This window comes from Streptomyces sp. NPDC085937, from assembly GCF_044540535.1.
In the GTDB taxonomy this organism is placed as follows: domain Bacteria; phylum Actinomycetota; class Actinomycetes; order Streptomycetales; family Streptomycetaceae; genus Streptomyces.
Genome location: NZ_JBITSH010000002.1, coordinates 464,302 through 489,961, shown reverse-complemented (window position 1 = coordinate 489,961; position 25,660 = coordinate 464,302). Strand labels below are relative to the sequence as shown.

The 25,660-nt window shown below is 73.0% G+C and carries 23 protein-coding genes and 2 tRNA genes; 4 read left to right on the top strand and 21 right to left on the bottom strand.

Annotation, left to right across the window (positions count from 1 at the left end):
- Positions 1-95: 95 nt before the first annotated feature.
- The gene (gene rpsT / locus ACIF8S_RS05670) at positions 96-362 is read left to right on the top strand and encodes a 30S ribosomal protein S20 (RefSeq protein ID WP_349792951.1); all 267 of its coding nucleotides are present in this window, start codon (positions 96-98) and stop codon (positions 360-362) included.
- Between the two features lie 291 nt (positions 363-653).
- On the opposite strand, the gene holA is transcribed toward rpsT, so the two are convergent.
- From holA to leuS, 8 genes are all read right to left on the bottom strand, one after another.
- Complete coding sequence (holA, locus tag ACIF8S_RS05665) at positions 654-1,643, bottom strand: DNA polymerase III subunit delta (RefSeq protein ID WP_399997497.1); 990 nt, start codon at positions 1,641-1,643, stop codon at positions 654-656.
- Between the two features lie 86 nt (positions 1,644-1,729).
- On the bottom strand, positions 1,730-1,975 hold the full coding sequence (locus tag ACIF8S_RS05660) for a hypothetical protein (protein ID WP_037723888.1): 246 nt from the start codon (positions 1,973-1,975) through the stop codon (positions 1,730-1,732).
- Between the two features lie 23 nt (positions 1,976-1,998).
- Positions 1,999-2,838 (bottom strand): arylamine N-acetyltransferase, encoded by an 840-nt coding sequence (locus ACIF8S_RS05655; protein ID WP_399997802.1) that lies wholly within the window; start codon positions 2,836-2,838, stop codon positions 1,999-2,001.
- A 16-nt stretch (positions 2,839-2,854) separates the two neighbouring features.
- Entirely contained in the window at positions 2,855-5,431 is a 2,577-nt protein-coding gene (locus ACIF8S_RS05650) for a ComEC/Rec2 family competence protein (RefSeq protein WP_399997496.1), read from the bottom strand.
- Entirely contained in the window at positions 5,428-6,168 is a 741-nt protein-coding gene (locus ACIF8S_RS05645) for a helix-hairpin-helix domain-containing protein (RefSeq protein ID WP_399997800.1), read from the bottom strand. Before ACIF8S_RS05645 ends, ACIF8S_RS05650 begins: the two co-directional genes overlap by 4 nt.
- A gap of 1,065 nt (positions 6,169-7,233) precedes the next feature.
- The gene (locus ACIF8S_RS05640; RefSeq protein ID WP_399997495.1) at positions 7,234-8,079 is read right to left on the bottom strand and encodes a DegV family protein; all 846 of its coding nucleotides are present in this window, start codon (positions 8,077-8,079) and stop codon (positions 7,234-7,236) included.
- Positions 8,080-8,173: 94 nt separating this feature from the next.
- The gene (locus tag ACIF8S_RS05635) at positions 8,174-8,923 is read right to left on the bottom strand and encodes a hypothetical protein (protein ID WP_399997494.1); all 750 of its coding nucleotides are present in this window, start codon (positions 8,921-8,923) and stop codon (positions 8,174-8,176) included.
- A gap of 153 nt (positions 8,924-9,076) precedes the next feature.
- The gene (gene leuS, locus ACIF8S_RS05630; RefSeq protein WP_399997493.1) at positions 9,077-11,944 is read right to left on the bottom strand and encodes a leucine--tRNA ligase; all 2,868 of its coding nucleotides are present in this window, start codon (positions 11,942-11,944) and stop codon (positions 9,077-9,079) included.
- Positions 11,945-12,428: 484 nt separating this feature from the next.
- Between leuS and ACIF8S_RS05625 the strand changes: the two genes are divergently transcribed.
- On the top strand, positions 12,429-13,673 hold the full coding sequence (locus ACIF8S_RS05625; RefSeq protein WP_399997492.1) for a ferric reductase-like transmembrane domain-containing protein: 1,245 nt from the start codon (positions 12,429-12,431) through the stop codon (positions 13,671-13,673).
- Positions 13,670-15,283 carry a ferredoxin gene (locus tag ACIF8S_RS05620; protein ID WP_399997491.1) on the top strand — a complete coding sequence of 538 codons (1,614 nt, stop codon included), beginning with the start codon at positions 13,670-13,672 and terminating at the stop codon, positions 15,281-15,283. The genes ACIF8S_RS05625 and ACIF8S_RS05620 overlap by 4 nt, the downstream gene beginning before the upstream one ends.
- A 121-nt stretch (positions 15,284-15,404) precedes the next feature.
- Here the strand turns inward: ACIF8S_RS05620 and ACIF8S_RS05615 are convergent.
- The 9 genes from ACIF8S_RS05615 to ACIF8S_RS05575 all read right to left on the bottom strand — a co-directional run bounded on the left by ACIF8S_RS05615 (position 15,405) and on the right by ACIF8S_RS05575 (position 20,380).
- Positions 15,405-15,477: transfer RNA gene (locus tag ACIF8S_RS05615), tRNA-Ala, on the bottom strand.
- A 155-nt stretch (positions 15,478-15,632) separates the two neighbouring features.
- The gene (locus tag ACIF8S_RS05610) at positions 15,633-15,866 is read right to left on the bottom strand and encodes a hypothetical protein (RefSeq protein ID WP_004988233.1); all 234 of its coding nucleotides are present in this window, start codon (positions 15,864-15,866) and stop codon (positions 15,633-15,635) included.
- Positions 15,867-15,869: 3 nt separating this feature from the next.
- Complete coding sequence (locus ACIF8S_RS05605; RefSeq protein ID WP_006136075.1) at positions 15,870-16,043, bottom strand: hypothetical protein; 174 nt, start codon at positions 16,041-16,043, stop codon at positions 15,870-15,872.
- A 202-nt stretch (positions 16,044-16,245) separates the two neighbouring features.
- Positions 16,246-16,318, bottom strand: a tRNA-Ala gene (locus ACIF8S_RS05600).
- A gap of 155 nt (positions 16,319-16,473) precedes the next feature.
- On the bottom strand, positions 16,474-17,148 hold the full coding sequence (locus ACIF8S_RS05595; RefSeq protein WP_349792932.1) for a histidine phosphatase family protein: 675 nt from the start codon (positions 17,146-17,148) through the stop codon (positions 16,474-16,476).
- Positions 17,139-17,585: a ribosome silencing factor gene (gene rsfS, locus ACIF8S_RS05590; RefSeq protein ID WP_145825675.1), complete on the bottom strand. Its 447-nt coding sequence runs from the start codon at positions 17,583-17,585 to the stop codon at positions 17,139-17,141. The genes ACIF8S_RS05595 and rsfS overlap by 10 nt, the downstream gene beginning before the upstream one ends.
- A 93-nt stretch (positions 17,586-17,678) precedes the next feature.
- Positions 17,679-19,490 (bottom strand): LCP family protein, encoded by a 1,812-nt coding sequence (locus ACIF8S_RS05585; RefSeq protein WP_399997490.1) that lies wholly within the window; start codon positions 19,488-19,490, stop codon positions 17,679-17,681.
- A 16-nt stretch (positions 19,491-19,506) separates the two neighbouring features.
- A complete protein-coding gene (gene nadD / locus ACIF8S_RS05580; RefSeq protein WP_349792927.1) occupies positions 19,507-20,145 on the bottom strand; it encodes a nicotinate-nucleotide adenylyltransferase in 639 nt (212 codons plus the stop codon).
- A gap of 70 nt (positions 20,146-20,215) precedes the next feature.
- On the bottom strand, positions 20,216-20,380 hold the full coding sequence (locus ACIF8S_RS05575; protein ID WP_167534615.1) for a hypothetical protein: 165 nt from the start codon (positions 20,378-20,380) through the stop codon (positions 20,216-20,218).
- Between the two features lie 285 nt (positions 20,381-20,665).
- Here ACIF8S_RS05575 and ACIF8S_RS05570 point away from each other — a divergent pair, with 285 nt between their 5' ends.
- A complete protein-coding gene (locus ACIF8S_RS05570) occupies positions 20,666-21,766 on the top strand; it encodes a M48 family metallopeptidase (protein ID WP_399997488.1) in 1,101 nt (366 codons plus the stop codon).
- A 52-nt stretch (positions 21,767-21,818) separates the two neighbouring features.
- Here ACIF8S_RS05570 and ACIF8S_RS05565 read toward each other — a convergent pair whose 3' ends face one another.
- From ACIF8S_RS05565 to ACIF8S_RS05550, 4 genes are all read right to left on the bottom strand, one after another.
- Positions 21,819-22,898 (bottom strand): hypothetical protein, encoded by a 1,080-nt coding sequence (locus tag ACIF8S_RS05565; protein WP_399997487.1) that lies wholly within the window; start codon positions 22,896-22,898, stop codon positions 21,819-21,821.
- 86 nt (positions 22,899-22,984) lie between these two features.
- Positions 22,985-23,569 carry a hypothetical protein gene (locus ACIF8S_RS05560; RefSeq protein ID WP_399997486.1) on the bottom strand — a complete coding sequence of 195 codons (585 nt, stop codon included), beginning with the start codon at positions 23,567-23,569 and terminating at the stop codon, positions 22,985-22,987.
- A gap of 75 nt (positions 23,570-23,644) precedes the next feature.
- Positions 23,645-24,931: a glutamate-5-semialdehyde dehydrogenase gene (locus tag ACIF8S_RS05555; RefSeq protein ID WP_349792919.1), complete on the bottom strand. Its 1,287-nt coding sequence runs from the start codon at positions 24,929-24,931 to the stop codon at positions 23,645-23,647.
- 144 nt (positions 24,932-25,075) lie between these two features.
- On the bottom strand, positions 25,076-25,546 hold the full coding sequence (locus ACIF8S_RS05550) for a hypothetical protein (protein ID WP_051490107.1): 471 nt from the start codon (positions 25,544-25,546) through the stop codon (positions 25,076-25,078).
- Positions 25,547-25,660: the final 114 nt, after the last annotated feature.

Sequence of the window (25,660 nt, the reverse complement as noted above, 5' to 3'; positions counted from 1 at the left end):
GCCCTCTCAGCGCGAGGCACACCCCAAGAAATCACCCGGTACGGAATCCGTGCGGCCTCGTACGGCCCCGTGCCAGAACCTGTAGAGGCTCATTCGTGGCGAACATCAAGTCCCAGATCAAGCGGAACAAGACCAACGAGAAGGCGCGGCTGCGCAACAAGGCCGTCAAGTCCTCTCTGAAGACCGCGATCCGCAAGGCCCGCGAGGCCGCTGCCGCGGGTGACGTCGAGAAGGCCACCGAGTACCAGCGCGCTGCCGCGCGTCAGCTCGACAAGGCCGTCTCCAAGGGCGTCATCCACAAGAACCAGGCCGCCAACAAGAAGTCGGCGCTGGCTCAGAAGGTCGCGGCCGCCAAGGCCTGAATCACCCTGATCTGATCGCCGGCGGGACCCGGGCGGGCCCTCTCTCATCCGCCCCCGGCCGGCACCACGAGCTCGTACGCGGCCTGCGTTCGCCACGCGGGTACGAGTTCATCGGCTTCATCCGAAGGCCCCGTCTCCCCACCCTTCCCCAGGGCGGGAGTGGGGCCTTCGGCGTGCCGCCGCTCGGGAGTGGGCTTTCGGCGCCGCCCCTGGGATCGGGGCAGACGGGAGCGCTTGTCAGCAGAGCCGACGGGGGCGCTCGTCGATGAAGGCGGCGAGCGCGCTCGTCGGTTACGCGCGGCCGCGGGAGCGGGCCGCGCGGGCGATGGTGACGACCGCCTTCTCCAGGGCGTACTCCGGGTCGTCCCCGCCGCCCTTGACGCCCGCGTCCGCCTCGGCGACCGCGCGCAGCGCCACGGACACCCCGTCCGGGGTCCAGCCGCGCATCTGCTGCCGCACCCGGTCGATCTTCCACGGCGGCATGCCCAGCTCGCGCGCCAGGTCCGCGGGCCGGCCGCCGCGCGCCGAGGACAGTTTACCGATGGCCCGTACGCCCTGCGCCAGCGCGCTGGTGATCAGCAGCGGGGCCACGCCGGTCGACAGCGACCAGCGCAGGGCCTCCAGGGCCTCCGCGGTGCGTCCCTCGACCGCCCGGTCCGCGACCGTGAAGCTCGAGGCCTCGGCCCGCCCGGTGTAGTACCGGCCGACGACCGCCTCGTCGATCGTGCCCTCGACGTCCGCGACCAGCTGCGTCACCGCGGAGGCCAGCTCACGCAGATCGCTGCCGATGGCGTCGACCAGGGCCTGGCACGCCTCGGGCGTCGCCGACCGCCCGGTGGTACGGAACTCGCCCCGCACGAAGGCCAGCCGGTCCGCCGGCTTGGTCATCTTCGGGCAGGCCACCTCCCGCGCGCCCACCTTGCGGGCCGCGTCGACCAGCCCCTTGCCCTTCGCGCCGCCCGCGTGCAGCAGGACGAGGGTGATCTCCTCGGCGGGCGACGCCAGGTAGGCCTTGACGTCCTTGACGGTGTCGGCCGACAAGTCCTGCGCATTGCGCACGACCACGACCTTGCGCTCGGCGAACAGCGAGGGGCTGACCAGCTCGGCGAGGGTGCCCGGCTGGAGCTGGTCCGGGGTGAGGTCGCGTACGTCCGTGTCGGGGTCGGTGGCCTTCGCGGCGGCCACCACCTCCCGCACGGCACGGTCGAGCAGCAGCTCCTCCTGGCCCACGGCGAGCGTCACGGGGGCGAGGGGGTCGTCGGATGCGTTCTTCCTGGCCATCGCCGACAAGCATCCCATGGGCCACCGACATCCCCGCCCGGCCGGACTCGCGCGGGCCAGGCACGCGGCCGCCGCCCCCCCGGTGGCTACGGCTCCTCGCGCCAGCCGTCCCACCGGGCCACGAACTCGTTCAGCTCGCCGGCGTCCAGCCGCCCCGCCTCGTCCCGCAGGAGGACGAGCCACTGCGCGTCCTCCGCGTCGTCCTCACCCGCGAGGGCGTCCCGCACGAGCCGCGGCTCCTCGTCGACACCGAAGCGCTCCTCCAGCGCCTCGGCCACCTCCTCGGCCGCGTCCCGGTCGGGCAGCACCAGCACATGTCGCACATCACTCACACGGGTCATTGTCCGGTACGGGGTCAGCCGCCCGTCCCGGCACCCCGCACCGTCGGCACCGTGTCCAACGTGATCCCGAACTCGTTCCGGTAGATCTCCAGCACCTCCCCGTCCGCCTCGATCTCCCGCACCCGCCGCGTCCCGTCCGGCGCCGTGACCGTCAGCCGCCGCCCGCTGAGCGTGATCCGGCCGCCGTCCGCGGTGACGCGCGAGCACACCAGCGACCGCGGGAAGTGGGACGCCGGTGACGTGCTGTGCCACCACGCCCCGGCGGCGAAGTCGCCGAGCACCCTGGGGCGTACCTCCAGCCGGTACACGGGCCGGCCGTCGTGCAGCACGTCCAGGTCCGCGGCCTCCCTCGTGCCGTGTCCGCCGCGCACCCCGGCCGCGTCCGCGTCGGCCTCCACGATCCGGAACACGCCCGCCGGGTCCTGCTGCTCCCGCCGCTCCCCGAAGGCGAGCGGCAGATGGAAGTGCGCCCCGAACCCGACGTCCACCAGGCAGTCCCCGCCGTCCACCGTCCGCACCCGCAACGCGAGATGGTCGTACGGGATGCCCAGCCGGCCGCCCTCGCCGTGGACGCGCGCGGAGAGCAGCGCGACGTCGTAGCCGAGCGCGGTCAGCAACGCCCCGAAGGCGCCGTTGAGTTCGTAGCAGAAGCCGCCGCGCCTGGCCTCCACCACCTTGTCCAGCAGCCGCTTCTCCTCCAGCACGATCTCCTCACCGAGATGCACGGAGAGGTTCTCGAACGGCACGGTCCGCAGATGACGCAGATGCAGCTCGCGCAGGGCGTCCAGGGTGGGCCGGGCCGGCTGCTCCACCCCCAGGCGGCGCAGATAGGCGTCGATCGTCGCGGTGTTCATCCCCTCGGTCATGGTCTCAGTGTCGCGCCACCTCCAGCTCTCCGCTCCCATCCGTACCGACGGTGACCGCCAGCGCCCCGTCCCGGTCGGTACGCAGCACCGCCGCTCCCCCGGCGCGCAGCGCGTCGACCGTCCCCGGGGCGGGGTGGCCGTAGGAGTTGTCCTCGCCGGTGCTGATCAGCGCCAGCCGGGGGGAGGTAAGGCTCACGAGGCCCGGATCCTGGTACGCCGAGCCGTGGTGGGCGACCTTGAGGACGTCGACACCGGTCAGGTCCCGCGCCGCCGGTGACCGGGCCAGGGCGCGCTGGGCCGGGGGTTCCAGGTCGCCGAGGAGCAGCAGGCGCAGGCCCCCGGCGCGGACCAGCATGGCCACGCTGGCGTCGTTCGGGCCTTCCACCGCCGGGTGGGCGCCGGGCGGGGGCCACACCACCTCCCAGGACAGGTCGCCGGCCCGCCGCCGCTCCCCCGCGACGACCCGGGTCACCGGGACCCCCGCGTCGGCTGCGGCTCTGCGGACGAACGCCGCCTGGTCGGCCGGTTCCTCGAAGGCCGTCGTCCCGATGGCACCCACCTCACGTCCGCGCAGCACCCCCGTCAGACCGGCCACGTGGTCGGCGTGGAAGTGCGTCAGCACGACGAGCGGGACGCGGGTGACGCCCAGGGAGTCCAGGCAGCGGTCGACGAGGACCGGGTCGGGTCCGGCGTCCACGACCACCCCGGTCCCCTCGCCCGCCGCCAGCACCAGCGCGTCGCCCTGTCCCACGTCGCACATCACCAATCGCCAGTCCGGCGGGGGCCAGCCCGTGATCGTGCGGACGAGCGGCCGGGGCTGCACCACCAGCAGCGCCAGCAGCAGCGCGCACGCCGCGCACCACCAGGGGTGCCGCAGCAGGCGCCGCCCCACGAGCAGCGCGGCCAGGGTGACGGCGCCGAGGGCCGCCGCCCCCGCCCAGCTGCCGGGCCAGTCCACCCCCGCGCCGGGCATGGCCGCCCCGGTGCGGGCGACCTTCGCGATCCACCCGGCGGGCCAGCCCGCGCACCAGGCCACCGCCTCGGCCAACGGCATCGCGACCGGAGCGGTGGCGAGGGCCAGGAAACCCAGCACCGTGGCCGGCGCGAGCGCGGCCTCGACGAGCAGGTTGCACGGGATCGCCACCAGGCTCACCCGCGCGGACAGCACGGCGACCACCGGGGCGCAGAGCACCTGGGCCGCGCCCGCCGCCGCCAGGGCCTCCGCGACGCGGGGCGGCACCCCGTGGCGGCGCAGTCCCTCGCTCCAGCGCGGCGCGAGGGTGAGCAGCGCGCCGGTGGCCAGCACCGAGAGCAGGAAGCCGTAACTGCGGGCCAGCCAGGGGTCGTACAGCACGAGCAGCAGGACGGCCGTCGCCAGGGCCGGGACCAGGGATCTGCGGCGGCCGGTGGCGAGCGCGAGCAGGGCGACCGAACCGCAGGCGGCGGCGCGCAGCACGCTGGGGTCGGGCCGGCACACGACGACGAACGCGAGGGAGAGCACCCCGCCCAGCACCGCCGTGGTCCGCAGGGAGATGCCGAGACGGGGCGCGAGTCCGCGTCGCTCGGCCTGCTGCGCCAGCCCGGGCGGGCCGAGGAGCAGGGCGAGCAGGATGGTGAAGTTGGCGCCGGACACGGCGAGGGTGTGCGTGAGGTCGGTCTCCCGGAAGGCCTGGTCGAGCTCCGGGGTGACCCGCGCGGTGTCGCCGACGACCAGGCCCGGCAGCAACGCCCTTGCGTCCGCCGGCAGGTCCTCGGTCGCCTCGCGCAGTCCGGCCCGCAGCCGTCCCGCCAGCCGCTGCGGGCCCGAGGGCCCGTCCACCGTCTGTGGACCGTCGCGGCCCCGCACCCGCAGCACCGCCGCGAACCGGTCGCCGCCCTCCCGCGCGGGTGCCAGCCCTCCCTCGATCTTCAGCCGGGTGGAGGGCAGCAGGCCCAGCCACGGCGAGCTCCGCCCGCCCGTCGCGGGATCGCCCCCCTCGGCCCCACCGCCCCGGTCGGCCTCGTCCGTGTCGACGATCAGCAGGACGGGTGCGCGGGTCGTCCACGTCGCCGTGCCGGCCCGCTCCACCCGCCGCACGTCGGCCTCGATCAGCACGGACGTCGGGGCCATGTGGTCGCCGCTGACCCGGGGCCGGGTGAGCCGAGGGTCCGCGGTGACCTCCACCTCCGCGACGACGGGGGCGTACTCCCGGGCCAGTTCCGGGACGGGACCGCGCCGGACGTCCGCGCCGTGCAGGCCCGCCGAACCGGCGGCGGCCCCGACGCACAGCAGCACGGCCGCGACGGCGTGGACGGTGCCACGGGCGCGCTCCGCCAGGCGGCCGCGCGCCGGGAGGAGAACGGCTGCGGTCAGGACCGAGCCGGCCACGGTGGCCACGGTCCAGCCGGGCGGGGCGTGCAGCATGACCGCCGCCGTGGCCCAGGCGGCGAGCGCGGGCGGGACCAGCCGGAGGTCGGTCGGCCCCTCCTGGCGCGGATGGGAGGCACCTAGCCGCTTGCCGGAGGCCACGTGGACGGAGGGACGCGACGCGGATGCCGTGTCCTGCGGTGCCCCGGGCGCGGTGGGTGTCCGGGTGCTCATGGGCGTACGAGGTCGCGCAGGTCCGCGAAACGGCGGTCACCGATGCCGTTGACCTCGCGCAGTTCGTCCACCGAGCGGAAACCGCCGTTGCGGGTGCGGTGGTCGACGATGTGCTGGGCCAGCACGGGACCGACGCCGGGCAGGGTGTCGAGTTGGTCGACGGTGGCGGTGTTCAGGGAGACCGGCGCGGTGGGACCGGCCGCCGCACCCGGGCCGGGCGGGGCAGCGGGGGCCGCGGCGCCCGCGGGTGCCGGGCCGCCGACGACCAGCTGCTCGCCGTCCACGAGGAAACGGGCGCGGTTGAGGCTGCCGGTCTTCGTACCGGGACGCACTCCGCCGGCCGCCTTCAGGGCGTCCTCGACGCGTGAGCCGGAGGGCAGGCGGTGAACGCCGGGGTGCCGTACCTTTCCGCTGACGTCGACCACGATCTCGGGAGCCGGCGAGCCTTCGGTCCCCGCCGTGAGGCCGGGTGCGCCCGACGGGGTCGCCCCGCCGTCCGTCACCTCCTCCCGCGAGGTCTGCGAGGCCGCACCGGCCTGCACCACCTCCGGTGCCCGCACCGGCTGGGTGCGCCCCGTCCAGAAGTGCTGCACGGCGAACACCACGGCCAGGACGAGCAGTGCGGAGAGCGCCATCACACTGCGCCGCTCCAGCCCGCACCGGACCTGCACCCACAGCGGCAGCCGCTCCCGCAACGCCGGTCCCCACCGCCCGGGCGGAGGCCCCGGCTCGGGCACCCCCTCCGGCCTCTCCCGGCCGGCCACTTCCGCACGGCCGACCGAGTCCGCACGGCCGAGCGGGTCCGCACGGCCGAGCGGGTCCGCACGGCCGACCGCATCGGTCACTCCCTCACGCAGCCGCCACGGCTCAGGCGCCGCCTGCACCTGCTCCGTGCGGACTCGCAGGGTCCGGCCCCGCTCCGTGCGGGCCTGCTCCACCCAGGCCTGCTCCACCCGGCGCGGCGTAGGCAGCCGCACCGCGTACGTGGCGGGCCCGCCCTGCGGCCCGACGCCGAGGAACCGCCCCGGACGCGTGGCGTGCTGCGCACCGGCCGACGCGGGCTCCGGCGGCGCGCCGGGCCTCCCCCGACGTGCGGCACCCGGCATGCCCGCGCGGCCCGGGAGCCGCCGCAGTTCCAGGGTCTGGTCGGCACGAGCCGTACGGTCCACGGCGGCCGGACGCCTCGCACCCGGCTGCGGCCTGGTCAGCAACGCATGGCCCGCGCCGCCCTGACGGTCCACCACCACGGCCCGCCGCGCCGCCATCGCATCGTTCACGCCCGCTAACGCGCCAGCCGTCCCCGCACCGCCCTCTCCCGGCCTCGCCCAGCTCGGCGTACGCCTCGCCACGCGTCCTTCACCGGCGTCCGTGGGATGCACCGCCCCGCCGTTCCCGACAGGCTGCCCGCCCCCGCCCTCCATCCCGAACAAGATCTCGGCGCGGCGCCGGATGTCGTCCGCCGGAGCGTGGCCGTCGCCGTCACGGTCCCCCTGCCGGGGACAGGAAGGGGGCCAGGCCCGGGTCCTGCCCGGCCGGCGGTGCCGGTTGCGGGTGCGGCCGTCGGACAAGGGGCCGCGCCCCGGGCCACTCGCCGGAGTCGCGGTGCGTGTGCCTGATCGAAGTGCCATGCGACGAGGGTCCGGCACAACCGCCCCACCGCGATGATCTTGCTCGGAATCCGTGGACGAACGCCCCGTTGTGGACAACGGCGTCACCCGATCGGGGACGGGAGCGCACGGCGCCTACGAGCCCCGCCGCCGAGTCCCGCCGCCGAGCCCCGGGCCTCCGGGCCCCGGACAGCCTCAGCGCGCCGAGACCACGACCCCCAGCAGCCCCGGCCCGGTGTGCGCGCCGATCACCGCTCCGACCTCGCTGACATGCAGGTCACCCAGCCCTCGCAGCCGGGCCCGCAGCCGGTCGGCGAGCGCCGAGGCCCGCTCCTGCGCGGCGAGATGATGGACGGCGACGTCCACCTCCACACTCCCCGCCCGGTCCGCCGCGATTTCCTCCAGCCGGGCGATCGCCTTGGACGCCGTCCGCACCTTCTCCAGCGGTTCGATACGCCCGCCCGCGAGCTGCAGCAGTGGCTTCACCGCGAGGGCGGAGCCCAGCAGGGCTTGCGCTGCGCCGATCCGGCCGCCCCGGCGCAGATAGTCGAGCGTGTCGACGTAGAAGTAGGCCGAGGTGCCCGCCGCCCGCTTCTCCGCCGCGGTGACCGCCTCGTCCACGGTGCCGCCCGCCTCCGCGGTCTCCGCCGCCGCCAGCGCGCAGAATCCCAGCGCCATCGCGATCATGCCGGTGTCGACCACCCGCACCGGTACCGGAGCCTCGCGGGCCGCGAGGACCGCCGCGTCGTAGGTGCCGGACAGCTCGGCGGAGAGATGAAGGGAGACGATGCCGGTCGCGCCGGACTCGGCGACCCTGCGGTAGGTCTCCGCGAAGACCTCCGGGCTGGGCCGGGACGTCGTGACGGGACGCCGCTTCTGCAAAGCCTGCGCCAGGGAGCGGGTGGAGATCTCGGTGCCCTCCTCGAGGGCACGGTCGCCCAGCACCACGGTCAGGGGTACCGCCGTGATGTCGTGCCGCTCCATCGTCCGGGCCGGAAGGTAGGCCGTTGAATCGGTGACGATCGCGACATGGCGGGACATGAGCTGGAGGTTACCTGCCGTGGTGGCCGTAGGGCAGCCCGGGCCCGCGGGGCGTCCTCGACGGCGGTGTGATCACGCGGGGATCAGACGGTCCTCACGTGGTGCTTTCGGGGCGGGGCTTCTTCTGCCAGGGGTAGGTGGGGCGCGGGGCGGCCGGCGCGATCGCGGGCCGGTCCTGGTCCTGCTCCCGCGCCTCCTCGGGCCTCGGGGTCTCCGGCCAGGTCTGGCCGGGTGCCGTCGCGGCGTCGGCGGCGGGCGCCTCCGGCCAGGACGGGGGCGCGGGCGTGCCCGGCTGTTCGGTGGTGGTCCAGTGCCGCAGGGCACCGGCCTCCATGTCGATCTGCTCGCTCAGAGAGTCGAGGTCGTCGTCCGCGAAGCGGCGGGCGCGGTCACGGGTGGCCCAGCGCAGCGAGTCCGCGGACGTGGTGATGCGCTCCGTGCGCTCGCGCAGTTCGGGCAGGCGCGCGGACAGCGTGGCGCGGTCCGGTTCGCCCTCCAGGCGGCGCAGTTCGGCATCCAGCTCGTGGCCGTGCGCGCTGAGCCGCTGAAAGAGGGCGAGGGACTCCTTCACCGAGCCGTCCTCGGCGGCGACCGCCTCCAGGGCGTCCTGCGTGGCCCGCATCGAGGTGCGCAGCTTCAGGCGGAGCTGGGCGATCTCGCCGGCCGGGCCGGTCTGAGCGAAGGCCTTGGCCCGCAGGGTGTGCTCCTCGACCGTGCGCCGGGCCTGGTGGATGTGGCGGTCCGCGCTGCGCTTGGCGGCGCCCACGACCTTCACCGTGACGAACACACCCAGCGCCACGAAGAGCACGAAAAGCAGGGCGATCACTGCGAACACCGCTTCCACGAGGCTCCTCCTCCGGGCCCTTCGGCCTGTCCCGGCACACGTCGTGCCGCTCTTCCACGGTAAACGCAGCGGGCAGGCCCGGAGTTCCGGCGGAACCCCGAACCTGCCCGCAGACAATCCGGCCGCTACCCGTAAGGGTCAGGCCGGCAGGGGTCATGCCGGAACGATGTTCACCAGCTTCGGCGCCCGCACGATCACCTTGCGGATTCCGGCGCCGTCCAGCGCCGCGACCACCCGCTCGTCGGCCAGAGCGACCTTCTCCAGCTCGTCCTCGGCGATCCCGGGGGCGACCTCCAGCCGCGCCTTGACCTTGCCCTTGATCTGCACCACGCAGGTCACGGTCTCGTCGACCACGTAGGCCGGGTCGGCGACCGGGAAGTCGCGGTGCACCACGGAGTCGTCGTGGCCCAGCTTGCGCCACAGCTCCTCGGCGACGTGCGGGGCCAGCGGCGCGACCAGCAGCACCAGGGACTCCGCGACCGGGCGCGGCAGCGCGCCTCCCCGCTTGGTCAGGTGGTTGTTCAGCTCGGTGACCTTGGCGATGGCGGTGTTGAACCGCATGCCCTCCAGGTCGCCGCGGACGCCGTCGATCGCCTTGTGCAGGGCGCGCAGGGTGTCCTCGTCGACGTCGTCGGTGTCGACGACGGTCACCTCGCCGGTCGCCTCGTCGACGATGTTGCGCCACAGCCGCTGCAGCAGGCGGAACTGGCCGACGACCGCGCGGGTGTCCCAGGGGCGGGACACGTCCAGCGGGCCCATGGCCATCTCGTACAGGCGCAGGGTGTCGGCGCCGTACTCGGCGCAGATCTCGTCCGGGGTGACCGCGTTCTTCAGGGACTTGCCCATCTTGCCCAGCAGCCGGGTGACGCGCTCGCCCTGGTACCAGTAGCCGCCGTCGCGCTCCTCCACCTCGGCGGCCGGCACGGCGATGCCCCGGCTGTCGCGGTAGACGTAGGCCTGGATCATGCCCTGGTTGAACAGCTTGTGGAACGGCTCGGCCGAGGACACGTACCCCAGGTCGTACAGCACCTTGGACCAGAAGCGGGCGTACAGCAGGTGCAGCACGGCGTGTTCGGCACCGCCGACGTACAGGTCGACGCCGCCGTGCGGCATGCCCTCGCGCGGGCCCATCCAGTACTGCTCGATCTCCGGGTCGACCAGCTTCTCGGAGTTGTGCGGGTCCAGGTAGCGCAGCTCGTACCAGCAGGAACCGGCCCAGTTGGGCATGGTGTTGGTCTCACGCCGGTACTTCTTCGGTCCGTCGCCCAGGTCCAGGGTGACGTTCACCCAGTCCTCGTTGCGCGACAGCGGCGTCTCGGGCTGGGTGTCGGCGTCGTCCGGGTCGAAGGTGCGGGGGCTGTAGTCCTCGACCTCGGGCAGCTCCAGCGGCAGCATCGACTCGGGCAGCGCGTGGGCGATGCCGTCCTCGTCGTAGACGATCGGGAAGGGCTCGCCCCAGTAGCGCTGGCGGCTGAACAGCCAGTCACGCAGGCGGAAGTTGACGGTGCCCTCGCCGTGGCCCTCGCGCTCCAGCCACTCGGTGATGCGCGCCTTGGCCTCGACGACGCCCAGGCCGTCCAGGGAGATGTGCTCGCCGGCCGAGTTGACGATCTTCGCGTCGTAGGACACGAAGGCGTCGTCCCACGTCGACGGGTCGGTGCCGCGGCCGTCGGTCGGCTCGACCACGCAGACGACGGGCAGTTCGAAGGCGCGCGCGAAGGCGAAGTCGCGGGAGTCGTGGCCGGGGACGGCCATGATCGCGCCGGTGCCGTAGCCCATCAGGACGTAGTCGGCGATGAAGACGGGGACCTTCTGCCCGTTGACCGGGTTGGTCGCGTAGGCGCCGGTGAAGACACCGGTCTTGTCCTTGGCCTCGGCCTGCCGCTCGACGTCGGACTTCGAGGCGGCCTGGGCGCGGTAGGCGGCGACGGCCTCGGCGGGCGTCGCGTGGCCGCCGGTCCACACCTCGTGGGTGCCCTCGGGCCAGGCGGCGGGGGTGAACTTCTCGACCAGCGGGTGCTCGGGCGCCAGCACCATGTAGGTGGCGCCGAACAGGGTGTCGGGGCGCGTGGTGAAGACGGTGATGCTCTCGCCGTCGATGGGGAAGTCGACGCGGGCGCCCTCGGAGCGGCCGATCCAGTTGCGCTGCTGCAACTTGATCGCCTCGGGCCAGTCCAGGGCGTCCAGGTCGTCCAGCAGGCGGTCGGCGTAGGCGGTGATGCGCATGTTCCACTGGCGCAGCTTGGCCTTGAAGACGGGGAAGTTGCCGCGCTCGGACCGGCCGTCGGCGGTGACCTCCTCGTTGGCCAGCACGGTGCCCAGCCCCGGGCACCAGTTGACCGGCGCGTCGGAGGCGTAGGCCAGGCGGAACTCGCTCAGCAGGTCGGCGCGCTCGACGGAGCTCAGCTCGCTCCAGGAGCGGCCGCCGGGCACGGGGCGCTCACCGGACTCGAACCGCTCGACCAGCTCGGCGATCGGGCGGGCCTTCTTCGCCTCGTCGTCGTACCAGGAGTTGAAGATCTGCAGGAAGATCCACTGGGTCCACTTGTAGTAGTCCGGGTCGATCGTGGCGAACGACCGGCGCTTGTCGTGGCCCAGGCCCAGCCGGCGCAGCTGGCTCTGCATGTTCTTCATGTTGGCCTCGGTGGACACGCGCGGGTGCGTGCCCGTCTGCACCGCGTACTGCTCGGCGGGCAGGCCGAAGGCGTCGAAGCCCAGGGTGTGCAGGACGTTGTGCCCGGTCATGCGCTGGAAGCGGGCGTAGACGTCGGTGGCGATGTAGCCCAGCGGGTGGCCGACGTGCAGGCCCGCACCCGAGGGGTACGGGAACATGTCCATGATGAACTTCTTGGGCCGCGCGGCCAGCTCGGGATCGCCCGCCAGGTCGCCCTTGGGGTTGGGCGCCGCGTACGTGCCGTCGGCGTCCCAGAAGTCCTGCCAGCGTGCCTCGATCTCGGCGGCCAGGGCAGCCGTGTAGCGGTGCGGCGCGGCCTCCGCGGCTGCGGGGTTCGTCTCGCTCATGATCCTCAAAGCTCCATCGATCGTCTCTGCCTGCTGCTGCGACTTCCTGGAAATGAAAAAACCCCTCGCACAGGAGGGGACGCCGCGCCGATTCCGGCCTGCCGGAAACACCGGCGGGTCGGGACTGATCAGCGCGGCTCGCTAAGCAGAAGGCGTACGGCACGCATGTGGTCAGGGTACCGCAGTGACGGAACCGGCCGCGACGCCGTTCACGACGCGCTGACCAAAGGTCAAAGTTACTCCGCGTAACAACCCCTAAGGGGCATCACAACGGCCTCATTGTCTTTTGATAACAGCGCAATAACTCAAACCTGGTACTGACGGGTACGACGAGGCTTAGAGTTCGGCAGCGGGACCGCTTTACCGAACCGTTCGGAGTTGCCCCCATGAACCCTCGTCCATTCGGCAGCCCACCCCCCGCTCGGGGCAGGTCGGCTGCGGCTCCGTCGTACCCGCTGTGCGTCCCGACGCCCGGAGGTGCGTCGTGAGGCCGGACGACAGCACGGCGGACGACTGGTTCGTCGACTTCCTCAACTTCGGCGTCGGCGTCCTGGCGCTCGTCTGCCTCAGCTGCTCCGTGATCTGGGGACTCGTGGCGCAGGACCGGATCCTGCTCGGCCCCCGGCAGCGGATCCTCGCGCAGGCGGTGCACCGCACCACGGCGGTCGCGGCCGTCGTCTTCCTGCTCATCCACATCGTCGTCAAGCTGGTCCTCGACCACACCTCGTGGATCGCCGCCGTGATCCCCTTCGGGCTCGTCCTCACCGACGACGAGGCCGTCATGGGGCGGAGCTTCCTGATCGGGCTCGGCACCCTGGCCGGCCTGCTGATGATCTTCGTGGCGATCACGGGCGTGCTGCGCAACCGCTTCGCCTCCCCGGCGGAGGTCGCCGCCCGCTGGCGCGCGGTGCACATGCTGGCCTATCCGGCCTGGTGCGCGGCGCTGGTCCACGGCCTCTACGCGGGTCGAGCGGCCAAGCCGATCTTCATGATCCTCTACGGCCTGTCGCTGCTCGGCGTGCTCGCGGCCCTGCTGCTGCGGGCCTCCCCGCGGCCGGTCAAGCGCAAGGTCGCCGACCGCATCACCAGCCTGCTCGGCCTCACCGACCAGCAGCGTGCCGTCCGCGAGCAGCTGGAGGAGAGCAGAGCCCGGGGCGCCGAGTCCGCCCTCCCCGGATACGGCGGCGGGAACGCCCGGGACGGCGGCCGGCGGCGCGCCGAACGCCCCCTGTACGAGGCGCCCGTACCCACGCCCGCCCCGGAGCCGGCAAACGGCTTCGCAGCCGCCTACCGCGCGATGTCCCCGCCCTCCCGGCCGTCCGGCGGCGGGCAGAGCCCGCTGACCGACGCGACCGCCCGCATGGAGCTGCCGGACCTGCAGGCCACGGAGGCCATCCCCCGCGTCGACGGCCCGTCCAGCACCTCCGGAAGCTGGCCCGTCCCGTCCCCGCCGCCGGTCGGCGAGGCCCCTCCGTCGGCGTACGACCCGCTCAACGACACCGGATACACCATCCCGACCTACAACAATTCGGTCGCGTCCGGCTACGGGTCGAGTGATGTGTACGACACCGCTGAGACGAACACCCTCTACGGCACGTACAACCCGGGTGACACGTACAACAGCGGTCCCGCCAATGAACCACGCCCCGGTGCGCCCTCGTCGTCCTACGACTTCGACGCACCGGGTTCGGGCGAACCTTGGAACACGCCTTCCGGAGGCTTTAAGTGAACGAGGCCCTGCCCGACGTACCTGAAGTCCGCGTCGTAGGGCTTCCGCAACTGACGTCGGGTTTCGACCTTGTCGACCGGCTCGACCTGCAGATGCACCTCAAGGTGCACGGCCCGCTCGAGCCCCTGGGCGGTGAGCAGCTCGCGCAGCTCGCCGAGCGCATCAACCTCAGGGGCCGCGGCGGCGCCGGCTTCCCCTTCCACAAGAAGCTGCGCTCGGTCGCCGAATCGGCGATCAAGCGCGGCGTCCGGCCGGTCGTCGTCGTCAACGGCAGCGAGGACGAACCGGCCTGCCGCAAGGACACGGTGCTGATCAACCGGGCACCGCACCTCATCCTGGACGGCGCGCTGCTGTGCGCCGAGGCCATGGGTGCCCGCACGCTCGTGGTGGGGGTCACCCGTGAGTCCACGCAGCGCTCGATGGAGCAGGCGCTCGCCGAGCGCGGCCTGAGCAACGGCCGCCGCTCGGCGCTGCGCGCCCGGGTCCAGCGCAACCCGGTGCGCATGGTGACGGGGGCCGCGGCCTCCCTGATCCGCTCCATCGACGGCGGCCCGGCCATCCCGCCGGGCCGCAAGACCAGCGCCTCCAAGAGCGGCGTGGGCGGCGCGCCCACGCTGCTGTCCAACGCCGAGACGTTCGCGCAGCTCGCCATCGCCGCCCGCATCGGCCCGGAGCGCTACGGCAACACCGGCCTGTACGACGAGCCGGGCACCGTGATGCTCACGGTGTCCGGGGCGGTGGCCCGCCCGATGGTGATCGAGGTGCCGACCGGCGTGCCGCTGCGCTACGTGCTGCAGCTGGCCGGCGCCCCGCCGGTCCCGCAGGGCGTGCTGACGGGCGGCTACCACGGCAAGTGGATCGACGCGGCGACCGTGAACGACGCGATCGTCTCCCGTAACTCGCTGGACGCGGTGGGTGGTTCGCTGGGCGCGGGCGCGATCCTGCCGATCAGTCAGGACACCTGCCCGCTGGGCGAGTCGCTGATGGTGGCGAAGTGGCTGGCGGAGGAGAGCGCCAACCAGTGCGGCCCTTGCTACCTGGGGCTCCCGGCCGCCGCGCGCGGCCTGGAGGACATCCTGGGCGGCGGCGGGCCGGCCGCGCTCGAGGCGGTCAGGCAGGTCGCCAAGAACGTCAAGCGGCGCGGCGCCTGTTCGCATCCGGACGGCTCCGCGATGTTCCTGGAGTCGACCCTCAAGGCGTTCACCGAGGACATCGCGGCCCACGCCCTCGGGGGCGGCTGCGGACGTCCCGTGGCGGGCGTCCTGCCGCTCTTCGAGGGGGGCAGGGCCCCGACGGGCATCCCGGGCGGCGCCGAGTCCGAGGAGAACGGCCCCAGCCGCCAGAAGATCTTCGTCGACTGGACGCTGTGCCGGGGCCACGGGCTGTGCGCCGACCTCCTCCCGGAGGTGTTCCAGCTCGGCGCGGACGGCTTCCCGACGGTGGCTCAGGCCCAGGTGCCCCGTTACGCCGAGGCGAAGGCGCTGCGCGCGGTGCGCCGCTGCCCGGCCCTGGCCCTGCGCATCGAGGACACCGGCCCGCAGGCCAAGGCGCCGTCCCGGAACCTTCCGGTGCTCTCCCAGGGCCGCGGCCGGCGCGCCCTGGGACGCTGACGGACAGCTGAACCGCGCCCTTCCCGGCGGCCTTCGGGCCGCCGGGGAGGAGTCCGCGCGGGCCGCACGCACAACGAGCGAGGGCGGACCATCCGTTCGGATGATCCGCCCTCGACTTCTGTGGAGCTAAGGAGAATTGAACTCCTGACCTCCTGCATGCCATGCAGGCGCTCTACCAACTGAGCTATAGCCCCTTGCGGTGTTCCTCCGGGTTTCCCCGGCGGCGACGCCAACTTTACACGGTCCCCCCGGGCCAACACCAAATCGGTTTCACTTCGCCCGGTTCCACCCGGCTCGCCCGGCCCGCCACGCACCGTCACGCCGCCCGGGCCGTCCCGCACTCACACACTCACGCCGTCACGAACGAGTAGAAGCGTTTGAGGGTGCAGTGCTCCTCGAGCAGCCGGCCGTAGATCGGCTCACCCTCGAGTTCCCGGTACGTCTCGATGGGGTCGCCTTTTATGATCAGCGCCCGCGCGCACTCCTCGCACCAGTACTGGTACTCGGGGTTGAGCGGCTCCATGTCGCGGACGATCGGCGTCCCGCTGCCGCACCAGTCGCACTTCCGCCTGTGTGCACCCATCGGTCAGCTCCAGCTGTGGCCGCAGGCCGTGCACACGTAGGAGATCCCGCCGTTGTCACCGAGGACCTGGGCGACGTGCGCGGAACCGCAGGAAGGGCAGCTGAGACGGGTAGAGGTCCGTCGGGTCGACACCGCTCCGAGAAGGTGGTCGACCTCCTCGAGGATGCTCGCAGGCATCACAACTCCCTCCCGTCGGGCCGCGCCCCCTTCCGGTCGTTTGATTCTGCCACGACCGGGCCAATACGGTCAGCGACGCCGTGGTACCGGTCGGGACACGGCTGGACGCCTCGTAGAGGTATACGCCTGGGAACGCCGTCCTGCTCATCTGCGGACAACAAAAGATCCCGCCTCCACTGTGGGAGGCGGGATCATCGTCACGTGGAGCTAAGGAGAATTGAACTCCTGACCTCCTGCATGCCATGCAGGCGCTCTACCAACTGAGCTATAGCCCCGGGCTGCCGCGTAACGCGGCTTCCTGGTGTTTCGTCCCGCTCGGCGGGGCGAACAAGAAGAACTTTAGCCTGCGACCTGCCAGAAAGTGAAATCCGGGTCCGGGGCGCCCCGGGGCGGGTCGTACGGCCCCTCGCCGGACGCCCCGCCTGCGGTCTCAGTCGTCGTCGCCGAGCACCGGCTCCGGCAGGGTGCCGGCGTTGTGCTCCAGCAGGCGCCAGCCCCGGGCGCCCTCACCGAGGACGGACCAGCAGCAGTTGCTGAGGCCGCCCAGGCTCTCCCAGCTGCGCGCGTCCAGGCCCAGAAGCCGGCCGATGGTGGTGCGGATGGTGCCGCCGTGGCTGACCACCACGAGGGTGCCGTCCTCCGGCAGCTTCTCCGCGTGCCGCAGCACCACGGGGGCGGCCCGGTCGGCGACCTCGGTCTCCAGCTCGCCACCGCCCCGGCGGACCGGTTCACCACGCTTCCACGCGGTGTACTCCTCGCCGTACCGGGCGATGATCTCGTCGTGCGTCAGGCCCTGCCAGACGCCCGCGTAGGTCTCCCGCAGCGCCTCGTCGTGGACGACGTGCAGGCCGGTGAGGGCGGCCAGCTCGGCGGCGGTGGCCGCGGCCCGCTTCAGGTCGGAGGCGACGATCGCGTCCGGCCGCAGCCCCGCCAGCAGACGGGCGGACCGGCGGGCCTGGGCCACGCCGGTCTCGGTCAGCTCGACGTCCGTGGAGCCCTGGAAGCGACGCTCCACGTTCCAGGAGGTCTGGCCGTGCCGCCACAGGATGACGCGGCGGCCCCGGCGTTCGGAGCCGCGCACCTCACCGGTGGCGCTCACCGCCACTCACCGCCCGGCTCCGTCGCCTCCTCGGCCTCCTGGAGCTTGGCGTGCTCGGCGGCCTTGCCACGGGTGGCCTTGGCGTCCTCGGGGAGCTCCAGCTCGGGGCAGTCCTTCCACAGCCGCTCCAGGGCGTAGAAGACCCGCTCCTCGCTGTGCTGGACGTGGACGACGATGTCGACGTAGTCGAGCAGCACCCAGCGGGCCTCGCGGTCGCCCTCGCGGCGGACCGGCTTGGCGCCCAGCTCCTTGTTCAGCCGCTCCTCGATCTCGTCGACGATCGACTTGACCTGACGGTCGTTGGGGGCTGAGGCCAGCAGGAAGGCGTCGGTGATGGACAGCACGTCACTGACGTCGTAGGCGACGATGTCGTGCGCGAGCTTGTCGGCGGCCGCCTGGGCGGCGGTGTGGACGAGCTCGATGGAACGGTCGGTTGCGGTCACTGCGTGGCTTTCGATCGGCGGTCGGTGGACCTCAAGGGTCTCACGGACCGCCGGGCGCACCCCACGTCGTCACGGAGGGTGCGCCACGCCTCGCTACGAGCCGGGGTCGTAGTCCTGTCCGAGGATCACCGACACACGCGCGTTGCCGGAGATCTTGCCCTGGGAGACGGAGTCGGCGGGCAGGCCCAGGGTCTTGGCGACCTCGGTGGCGTTCTCCTTCTCGGCGGGGTCGGCGTAGACGACCTCGGAGGTCCCCTCGGCGGAGGACGCGGTGCCGCCTTCCAGGAAGGTGAAGCCGCCGTTGAGGAGCACCACGCGGGCCTTCTCGGTGGTGTCCTTGTCGCCGGTGGCGTTGCGCACGGAGACGGTGACGGCGGCGTCCCGGTCGGGGCTCTTGGCGGTGCCGCCGAGGACGTCCTTGACCACGCTGTCGCTCGCCTCGGCGGTGAGCGTGCCGTCCTCCTCGACGGGCAGCAGGGCGGTCCGGTGGTCGCCGCCCTTGGCCAGGTCGGAGAGCCCGGCGAGGAAGGCGCCGAGGTCCGCGTCGGTCAGCGGCGGCTCGATGATCTGGCCGAGGGTCTGGACGGTGACCGTGGCGGCGTCCGGATCGGAGGTCATCTTGCGCAGCACGGCGTGCAGCACCTGGCCGAACCGCTCCAGCTGGGCGTTCTGCGCCTCGCCGGGGGCGCGGTGCGTGGCGTAGGCGACGGCCATCTTGCCGCTGAGGGTCTGCTTCTTGCCCTTCCTGACCAGCGGCGCCTCACCCTTCTTCTTGGCGTCGGGGTCGGGCACGTCGGCGTCGGTGTCGACCTCGATGTTGCCGACCAGGTCGACGAGGGTGAGCAGGAAGGGGGTGTCCAGCCGCCAGGTGCCCTCGATGTCGGTGCCGAGGACGGTGTCGAGGGCGGTCCTGGTGCCCTCGGAGCCGTCGTCCTCGACCGACTTGGCGAGCGTGGTGGTGGTGCCGTCCTCGGCGGTGAGGGCGAGGGAGTTCGGCAGCAGCACGGTGGTGCCCTGCTCGGTGGTGGCGTTGTCGACGAGCAGCGCGGTGGAGGTGCCGCCGTTCTCGGTGTCGTGCAGGTGGACGACGATGACGTCGCGCTTCTGGGCGCCCGCGGCGGTGGTGGTGCCGGTGTCCGTGCCGGAGTCGGACAGTCCGGGCAGCTTGCCCGCGTACCAGAGGTAGCCGACGCCGCCTGCGGCGACCAGCGCGAACACCACGACCAGGGCGATGATCCGGCTGCGGGCGCGGCGCCGGGCCTCCTCGCGCCGCTCGGTGCGGTTCTCGGTGAACTTGAGCCAGTCGATGACGTCCTCGGAGTCGCCGTCGGGCTCCTCGACGAAGGCGAACTGCTCGGTGTGGTACTCCCGGCCGGGCCCGTCGCCGTCCGGTTCCCCGTCGGCCGGTCCGGCCTGCTGGGGGATGCGCGCGGGCCGCTGCGGGGCGTGGCCCGTCTGCTGCTCGGGTATGTAGGCGGTCTGCTCGGCCACCCGGGGCTGCTGCCCGGTGCCGTCGGGGTGCGTTCCCTGCCCGTAGGGGTCGTAGGCGGGCGCGCCGGCGCCCTGCTGGGTGCCGTAGGGGGCGTAGGAGCCGTAGGAGGGGCCCTGCGGCTGCTGCGGGGGCGCGGCGTCGCCCCCGTAAGGGTCGTACGACGGCTGCTGGTGGCCGCCCGTGGCGTACGGGTCATAGCCGTAGCCCTGCCCGTCTTGCTGCCCCTGCTGCCCCTGCTGCCCCTGCTGCCCGTAAGGGTCGTACTGCTGGGACTGCTGGGACTGCTGGGACTGCTGGGACTGCTGGGTCCGCTGGTCGGCGGCCTGGCGGTAGACCGGCCGGCCGTACTCGTCGTAGCCGACGAGCTCGTACGGGCCGCCGTCGCCGTACCCCGCGTCGTATCCGTCGTTCACCGGTGCCCCTCTCGGCTCACTCGCCGCGATACAGCTCGCGCTTGGCGATGTAGCGCACGACTCCGTCCGGCACCAGGTACCAGACGGGGTCTCCCTTGGCGACTCTCGCACGGCAGTCCGTGGAGGAGATGGCGAGGGCCGGAACCTCCACCAGCGAGACACCGCCCTCGGGCAGGCCGGCGTCGGTCAGGTGGTGTCCGGGCCGGGTCACGCCGATGAAGTGTGCCAGGGAGAACAGTTCCTCGCTGTCGCGCCAGGTGAGGATCTGGGCGAGGGCGTCGGCGCCGGTGATGAAGAACAGGTCCGTGTCCGGGTTGAGCGCGCTCAGGTCGCGCAGGGTGTCGACGGTGTAGGTGGGGCCGCCGCGGTCGATGTCGATGCGGCTCACCGAGAACTGCGGGTTCTCGGCGGTGGCGATGACCGTCATCAGGTAACGGTCCTCGGCCGCGGACACCGCGCGGTGGCTCTTCTGCCACGGCTGGCCGGTGGGGACGAAGACGACCTCGTCGAGGTGGAACTGCGCTGCCACCTCACTGGCCGCCACCAGGTGCCCGTGGTGGATCGGGTCGAAAGTGCCGCCCATGACGCCCAGACGGCGCTTGCCCCGCGGGGCCGTGCCGCTGCCGGGGCCGGTAGGCATGTCCTGCTCTCCCATGCGTGCAGACCCTACCGGCCCGTGCTGTGGGCCCCGTCGTCCAGTGCCCTCGGGACGGAGCCCCGGCCGCTCAGCGGTCGCGGTTGAAGCGGGTGGTGATCCACAGCAGGAGCAGCAGCGCGAACAGGGCGCCGCCACCGGTGAGGTAGGGGCTCAGGCTCTCGTGGTTGCCGCCGTGCTCTCCGCCCTCGGCGGCGAGGGTGACCATCTGGGCAGCGGTGCTGGGGAAGCTCATCTTCGGCAGGACCTATCGCGTGTGGGCGGGATAAAGACGTGGGCTCATCGTATGCGGGCGGCTCCGCGGCGATCACCCCGACTCCGCCGTTGCGGGCCCGTGGCGTCCCGGCGCGGCCGTACAAGCGGCCCGCGGCGGTCCTCCCGGGTCCCGTACCGGGAGGCAACCGTTGACCCGTCCGCGCTCGTCCTTCCGCTTGACTCCCCCTAGGCTGGGTCCCGCCGCGGGGGAGCGAAGGGCCGCACCAGGGGCCGCACAGGTCATCCAGACGCACATGGGGGAAACATGTCCGACGGCCACGAGCACAACGGGCACGAGAACGTGCCCAGCAGGCAGCGCAGGCGTTTCCCCGGAATCTCCTCGCGTGCGTACGAGCACCCCGCCGACCGTTCCGCGCTGGTGGCACTGCGGAAGCTGAGCGGGTTCGACACGGTCTTCAAGGCGCTCAGCGGGCTGCTGCCCGAGCGCAGTCTGCGGCTGCTGTTCCTGTCCGACTCGGTACGGGTCTCGGACCGGCAGTTCGCGCATCTCCACGACATGCTGCGGGACGCCTGCTACATCCTGGACCTGGAGAAGGTCCCGCCGATGTACGTCAACCAGGACCCGAACCCGAACGCGATGTGCATCGGGCTCGACGAGCCGATCATCGTGGTGACCACGGGCCTGGTGGAGCTGCTCGACGAGGAGGAGATGCGGGCGGTCGTCGGGCACGAGGTCGGGCACGCGCTGTCCGGTCACGCGGTGTACCGGACGATCCTGCTGTTCCTGACGTCGCTGGCGGTCCGGGTGGCCTGGATCCCGCTGGGCAACGTCGCGATCATGGCGATCGTGACCGCGCTGCGGGAGTGGTTCCGCAAGTCGGAGCTGTCCGCGGACCGCGCGGGGCTGCTGGTCGGACAGGACCTGCAGGCGTCGATGCGCGGCCTGATGAAGATCGCGGGCGGCAACCACCTGCACGAGATGAACGTGGACGCGTTCCTGGAGCAGGCCGAGGAGTACGAGTCCGGCGGTGACCTGCGCGACTCCGTGCTGAAGATCCTCAACGTGCTCCCACGCACGCACCCCTTCACCACGGTGCGGGCGGCGGAGCTGAAGAAGTGGGAGGCCTCCCGGGACTTCCAGCGGATCATGGACGGCCACTACCCGCGCCGCGACGAGGACAAGGACGCCTCGGTGCGGGACTCCTGGCGGGAGTCGGCGAGCGCCTACGCCGGTGAGGTGAAGAACTCCAAGGACCCGCTCATGAAGCTGGTCAACGACATCGCGGGCGGCGCCGGCGACCTGGGCGACCGGGTCCGCCGCGGCTTCGGCGGCTTCACGGGTCCGAAGCCGGCCCCCGACGGCCCGCCGCCGGGCGGCGACGAGCCCCCGCGCGACAACGCCTGACGACGGCTCCCCGGCCCGCGACGGCCGTCCCCGCGCCACCCGGGCCGCTCGCTCACAAGGTGGGCTGGGCCGCCGGGGAGAGGCTGCCGCAGAGGGGCGGGGTGCTGGTGTCGGGGAGGTAGGGGTTGGTGCCGGGCGGGCCGGTCCGCTCGGCCTTCTGGCCGGCGAGCAGGGGGTGCAGGCGGGGCGCCGGGTCCAGGGCGCAGGACTGGGGGCCCGCCTGGACGTGCGAGACGATCAGCTCGGTCCGGTGCAGCCGCAGGTCGTCCCGGTCGAAGCGGAAGCGCAGCTCGCGGCGGACCGTGAACAGCGACGCCTCGGCGTCCCGCCCGGCGCCGGCCGGGCGCAGCGCGTAGACGACGGTGTGGTCGGTGGTGACCTCCAGGGTCGCGGCGTCGGCCTCGGCGGCCTGCAGGGTCCCTCGCACCCGGATCCGCTCGTCGGCCAGCTCCACCCGGGAGGGGTCGAAGCGCACCAGCCATCCGGTGACCGCGTGCCGTCCGTCGGCGGCGGGCCGGTCGAAGCTGTCGTCGAACTGCTGCTGCTGGCCGGAGTCGAGCAGCACCCGCACCTCCCGGGTCTGTCCGCCGGTGAGCACGGCCGGGTCCAGCGCAGACCGTACGACGTAGTCCTTCGCCGTGAGCAGGGCGGACACCACCTGCTCGTCGGAGAAGTTCGCGGTGCGTCTGGTCGGCGGGAGGGGGACGCCCTCGGCGCCGACCCGGAACCGCGCGGCCGGACTGTGCGCGTACAGCTGCCCGACGTCGGTGGTGCCGGGCACCTCGTCCTGCGGGGCGAGGGGGACGACGGTCATCCGTAAGGGCTCCGCGGGCCGGTCGGCGGCCGACGTGCGGTAGGGGTGGCGTACGCCCATGTAGACGGCGGTGCCGAAGGCCACGGCGATCAGCAGCACCAGGACGAGCACCTGGCGGGACAGCCCGCCGCCGCGGCGCACCGGCTCCCGGCGGCGCACGGCGGGTGCGTGGTCGGTGATGCGCTCCTGCGCCGAGAACTCCTGGAGCCGGGCAGCACGGACGAAGGACTCGTCGAAGACGACGGACCGGTACTCGTCCTCGCCACCTCCAGGGGCTCCCTCGGGCGTCCCCTCGGGCGGGTCCGAAGGCTCTCCCATATCTTCAGGGTAGGTCCGGCGGGGTCCCGGTAAACGCCCGCCGGACCGCCAACTTCTGACAGGTCCTCACCAAGCGGGCGACGGCCTCAGCGCCCGCCGTCGGGTATCACCGGGACGGCCGGCCGGGAGTAGTCGGCCGAGGCGGAGGGTGCCGCCGCGCCGCCCTGTCCGACCCCGGTCGTGGCGGGCGGCGGGGCGGGGTCCTGGCGCTGTGAGGAGGCGCCCCGGTAGACGGCCGAGAACGCGAGCGCGACCATGCCGACGCCCAGCACCAGGGCCAGCATCCAGGCCACCGGGCGGTGCCAGCGCACCTGCCGGCCGAAGGGGGAGCCGTAGCCGGCCTCCAGGACGTCGGCGTCCTCGTCCTCGTCGTAGGCGCCACCGCCCCGGTAGCCGCCGTAGCCGTCGTCGTGGCGCTCGCCGCGGACGCGGGTCCGGTGGGCCTCGGCCTCCGATGCCTCGGCTCTGGCCCGCGCGGCGGCCAGGAGGCGCTCCACGGCGGTCGGCTCGTGCACCGGGGCCGCCTGCACGAAGGCCTCGTCGAAGACCACGGAGGCGAACTCTTCGTCCGACACCCCGCGGTCGTGGTCGTCGTCGGGCTCCCAGCCGTCAGGGAACGGCGTGCCCCCCACGTCCTCCGGCACGGATCCAGAGTAGACCTGGGGGGTCATTTTGGGCAGACGGTAGGGAAATTCGTCCGTTCACCGGACACCGCCGCCCGCGGAGCGACCTCGCGGGGCGCGCGGTCAGCGCCGGGTGTGGCCGTCGCCGGTGACGATGTACTTCGTGCTGGTCAGCTCGGGCAGGCCCATCGGACCGCGGGCGTGCAGCTTCTGCGTCGAGATGCCGATCTCGGCGCCGAAGCCGAACTGGCCGCCGTCGGTGAACCGGGTGGAGGCGTTCACCGCGACCGTGGTGGAGTCGACCAGCTGGGTGAACCGGCGGGCGGCCTGCTGGGAGGTGGTGACGATGGCCTCGGTGTGGCCGGAGGTCCACAGCCGGATGTGCTCGACCGCCCGGTCGAGGGAGTCGACCACGGCGGCGGCGATGTCGTAGGAGAGGTACTCGGTCTCCCAGTCCTCCGTGGTGGCCTCCACGACGGTGGCGCGGGAGTCCTTGGCGTACGCCATGACGCGCTCGTCGGCGTGCACGGTGACCCCGGCGTCGGCGAGGGCGTCCAGCGCGCGGGGCAGGAACTCCGCGGCGATGTCCTGGTGCACCAGCAGGGTCTCGGCGGCGTTGCACACGCCGACCCGCTGGGCCTTGGAGTTGATCAGGATGTCGACGGCCATGTCGAGGTCGGCCTGGGCGTCGACGTACACGTGGCAGTTGCCGGTACCGGTCTCGATGACCGGGACGACGGACTCCTGCACGACCGTGTTGATGAGCGAGGCGCCGCCGCGCGGGATCAGCACGTCGACCAGGCCCCGGGCGCGCATCAGCTCCCGCACGCTGTCCCGGCTCTCGCCGGGGACCAGCTGGACGGCGTCGGCGGGCAGACCCGCGCCGTGCACGGCGTCGCGCAGCACCCGCACCAGCGCGGTGTTGGAGCGGTAGGCGGAGGACGAGCCGCGCAGCAGCACCGCGTTGCCCGACTTCAGGCAGAGGGCGGCGGCGTCGACCGTCACGTTCGGCCGGCCCTCGTAGATGATCCCGACGACGCCGAGCGGCACCCGGACCTGGCGCAGGTCGATGCCGTTGGGCAGGGTCGAGCCGCGGACCACCTCGCCGACCGGGTCGGGCAGCGCGGCCACGTCCCGGACGTCGGCGGCGATGGCGCGCACCCGCTCCGGGGTGAGCGTGAGCCGGTCGATCATGCCCTCGCTGATGCCGGCCTCGCGCGCCTTGGCCACGTCCTGGGCGTTGGCCTCGACGATCTCGCTCGTGCGGACCTCGAGCGCGTCCGCGATGGCGAGCAGCGCGTCGTCCTTGGTGGCACGCGGCAGCGGCGCGAGCGTGGCGGCGGCGCCCTTGGCACGGTAGGCGGCCTGGCTGACCGGGGACATCGAGTCGTACGGCGAGAGCGTGGTCATGAGGGGAAGCGTAGTGCGCGCGGCCTGCCGCGGAGGCGCTCGTCCCACACCCCGAGACGGGGACTTTCACCCGCAAAACGGATGGTGCGGGTGGTGCGGCGCGCCACCGGAACGCCCCCTGGCCCACCACGGTCCCGGCGCCCCCTACGGGAACGGGTGCACCCCCACCGGGGTCGCCGGTACCGGTCCGTGGCCCGCCGCCACACGCTGGCGGTAGGTGGCGCGGTCGATGACCTCCAGGCCGACGATCTCCCAGGGCGGCAACCCCGCGGTCCGCCGGTGCTCGCCCCACAGGCGCAGCGCCACCGCGGCCGCGTCGTGCAGGTCGCGGGCCTCCTCCCAGTAGCGGATCTCCGCGTGGTCGTCGGCGTAGCGGCTGGTCAGCAGGAACGGGTGGTCCTGGGCCAGCTGCTCCAGCGCCCGCCGGACCTCCGCGACCGGGGCGGGCTCGCCGGACACACTGAGGGTGACGTGCCACAGGCGGGGCAGGTCGCGCGCCTCGCCGCCCCGGTGCCGGTCCCCGGCCGTGACGCTGGTCAGGGCGCGCTCCTCGCCCGCCGCCCGGGAGCCGCGGCCACCGGGAGACACCGTCGTCCCAGGGCGCACTCGTCTCACGACGGCCTCCTTCACACGCGGACCACCCGGGGCCGGGCGGACTTGTCCCTGCGACAAAGTTGAGCAGGCCGTCGCGGCTCGTGGGGCGGTTTCGCGGAACGTCCACCACCGAGG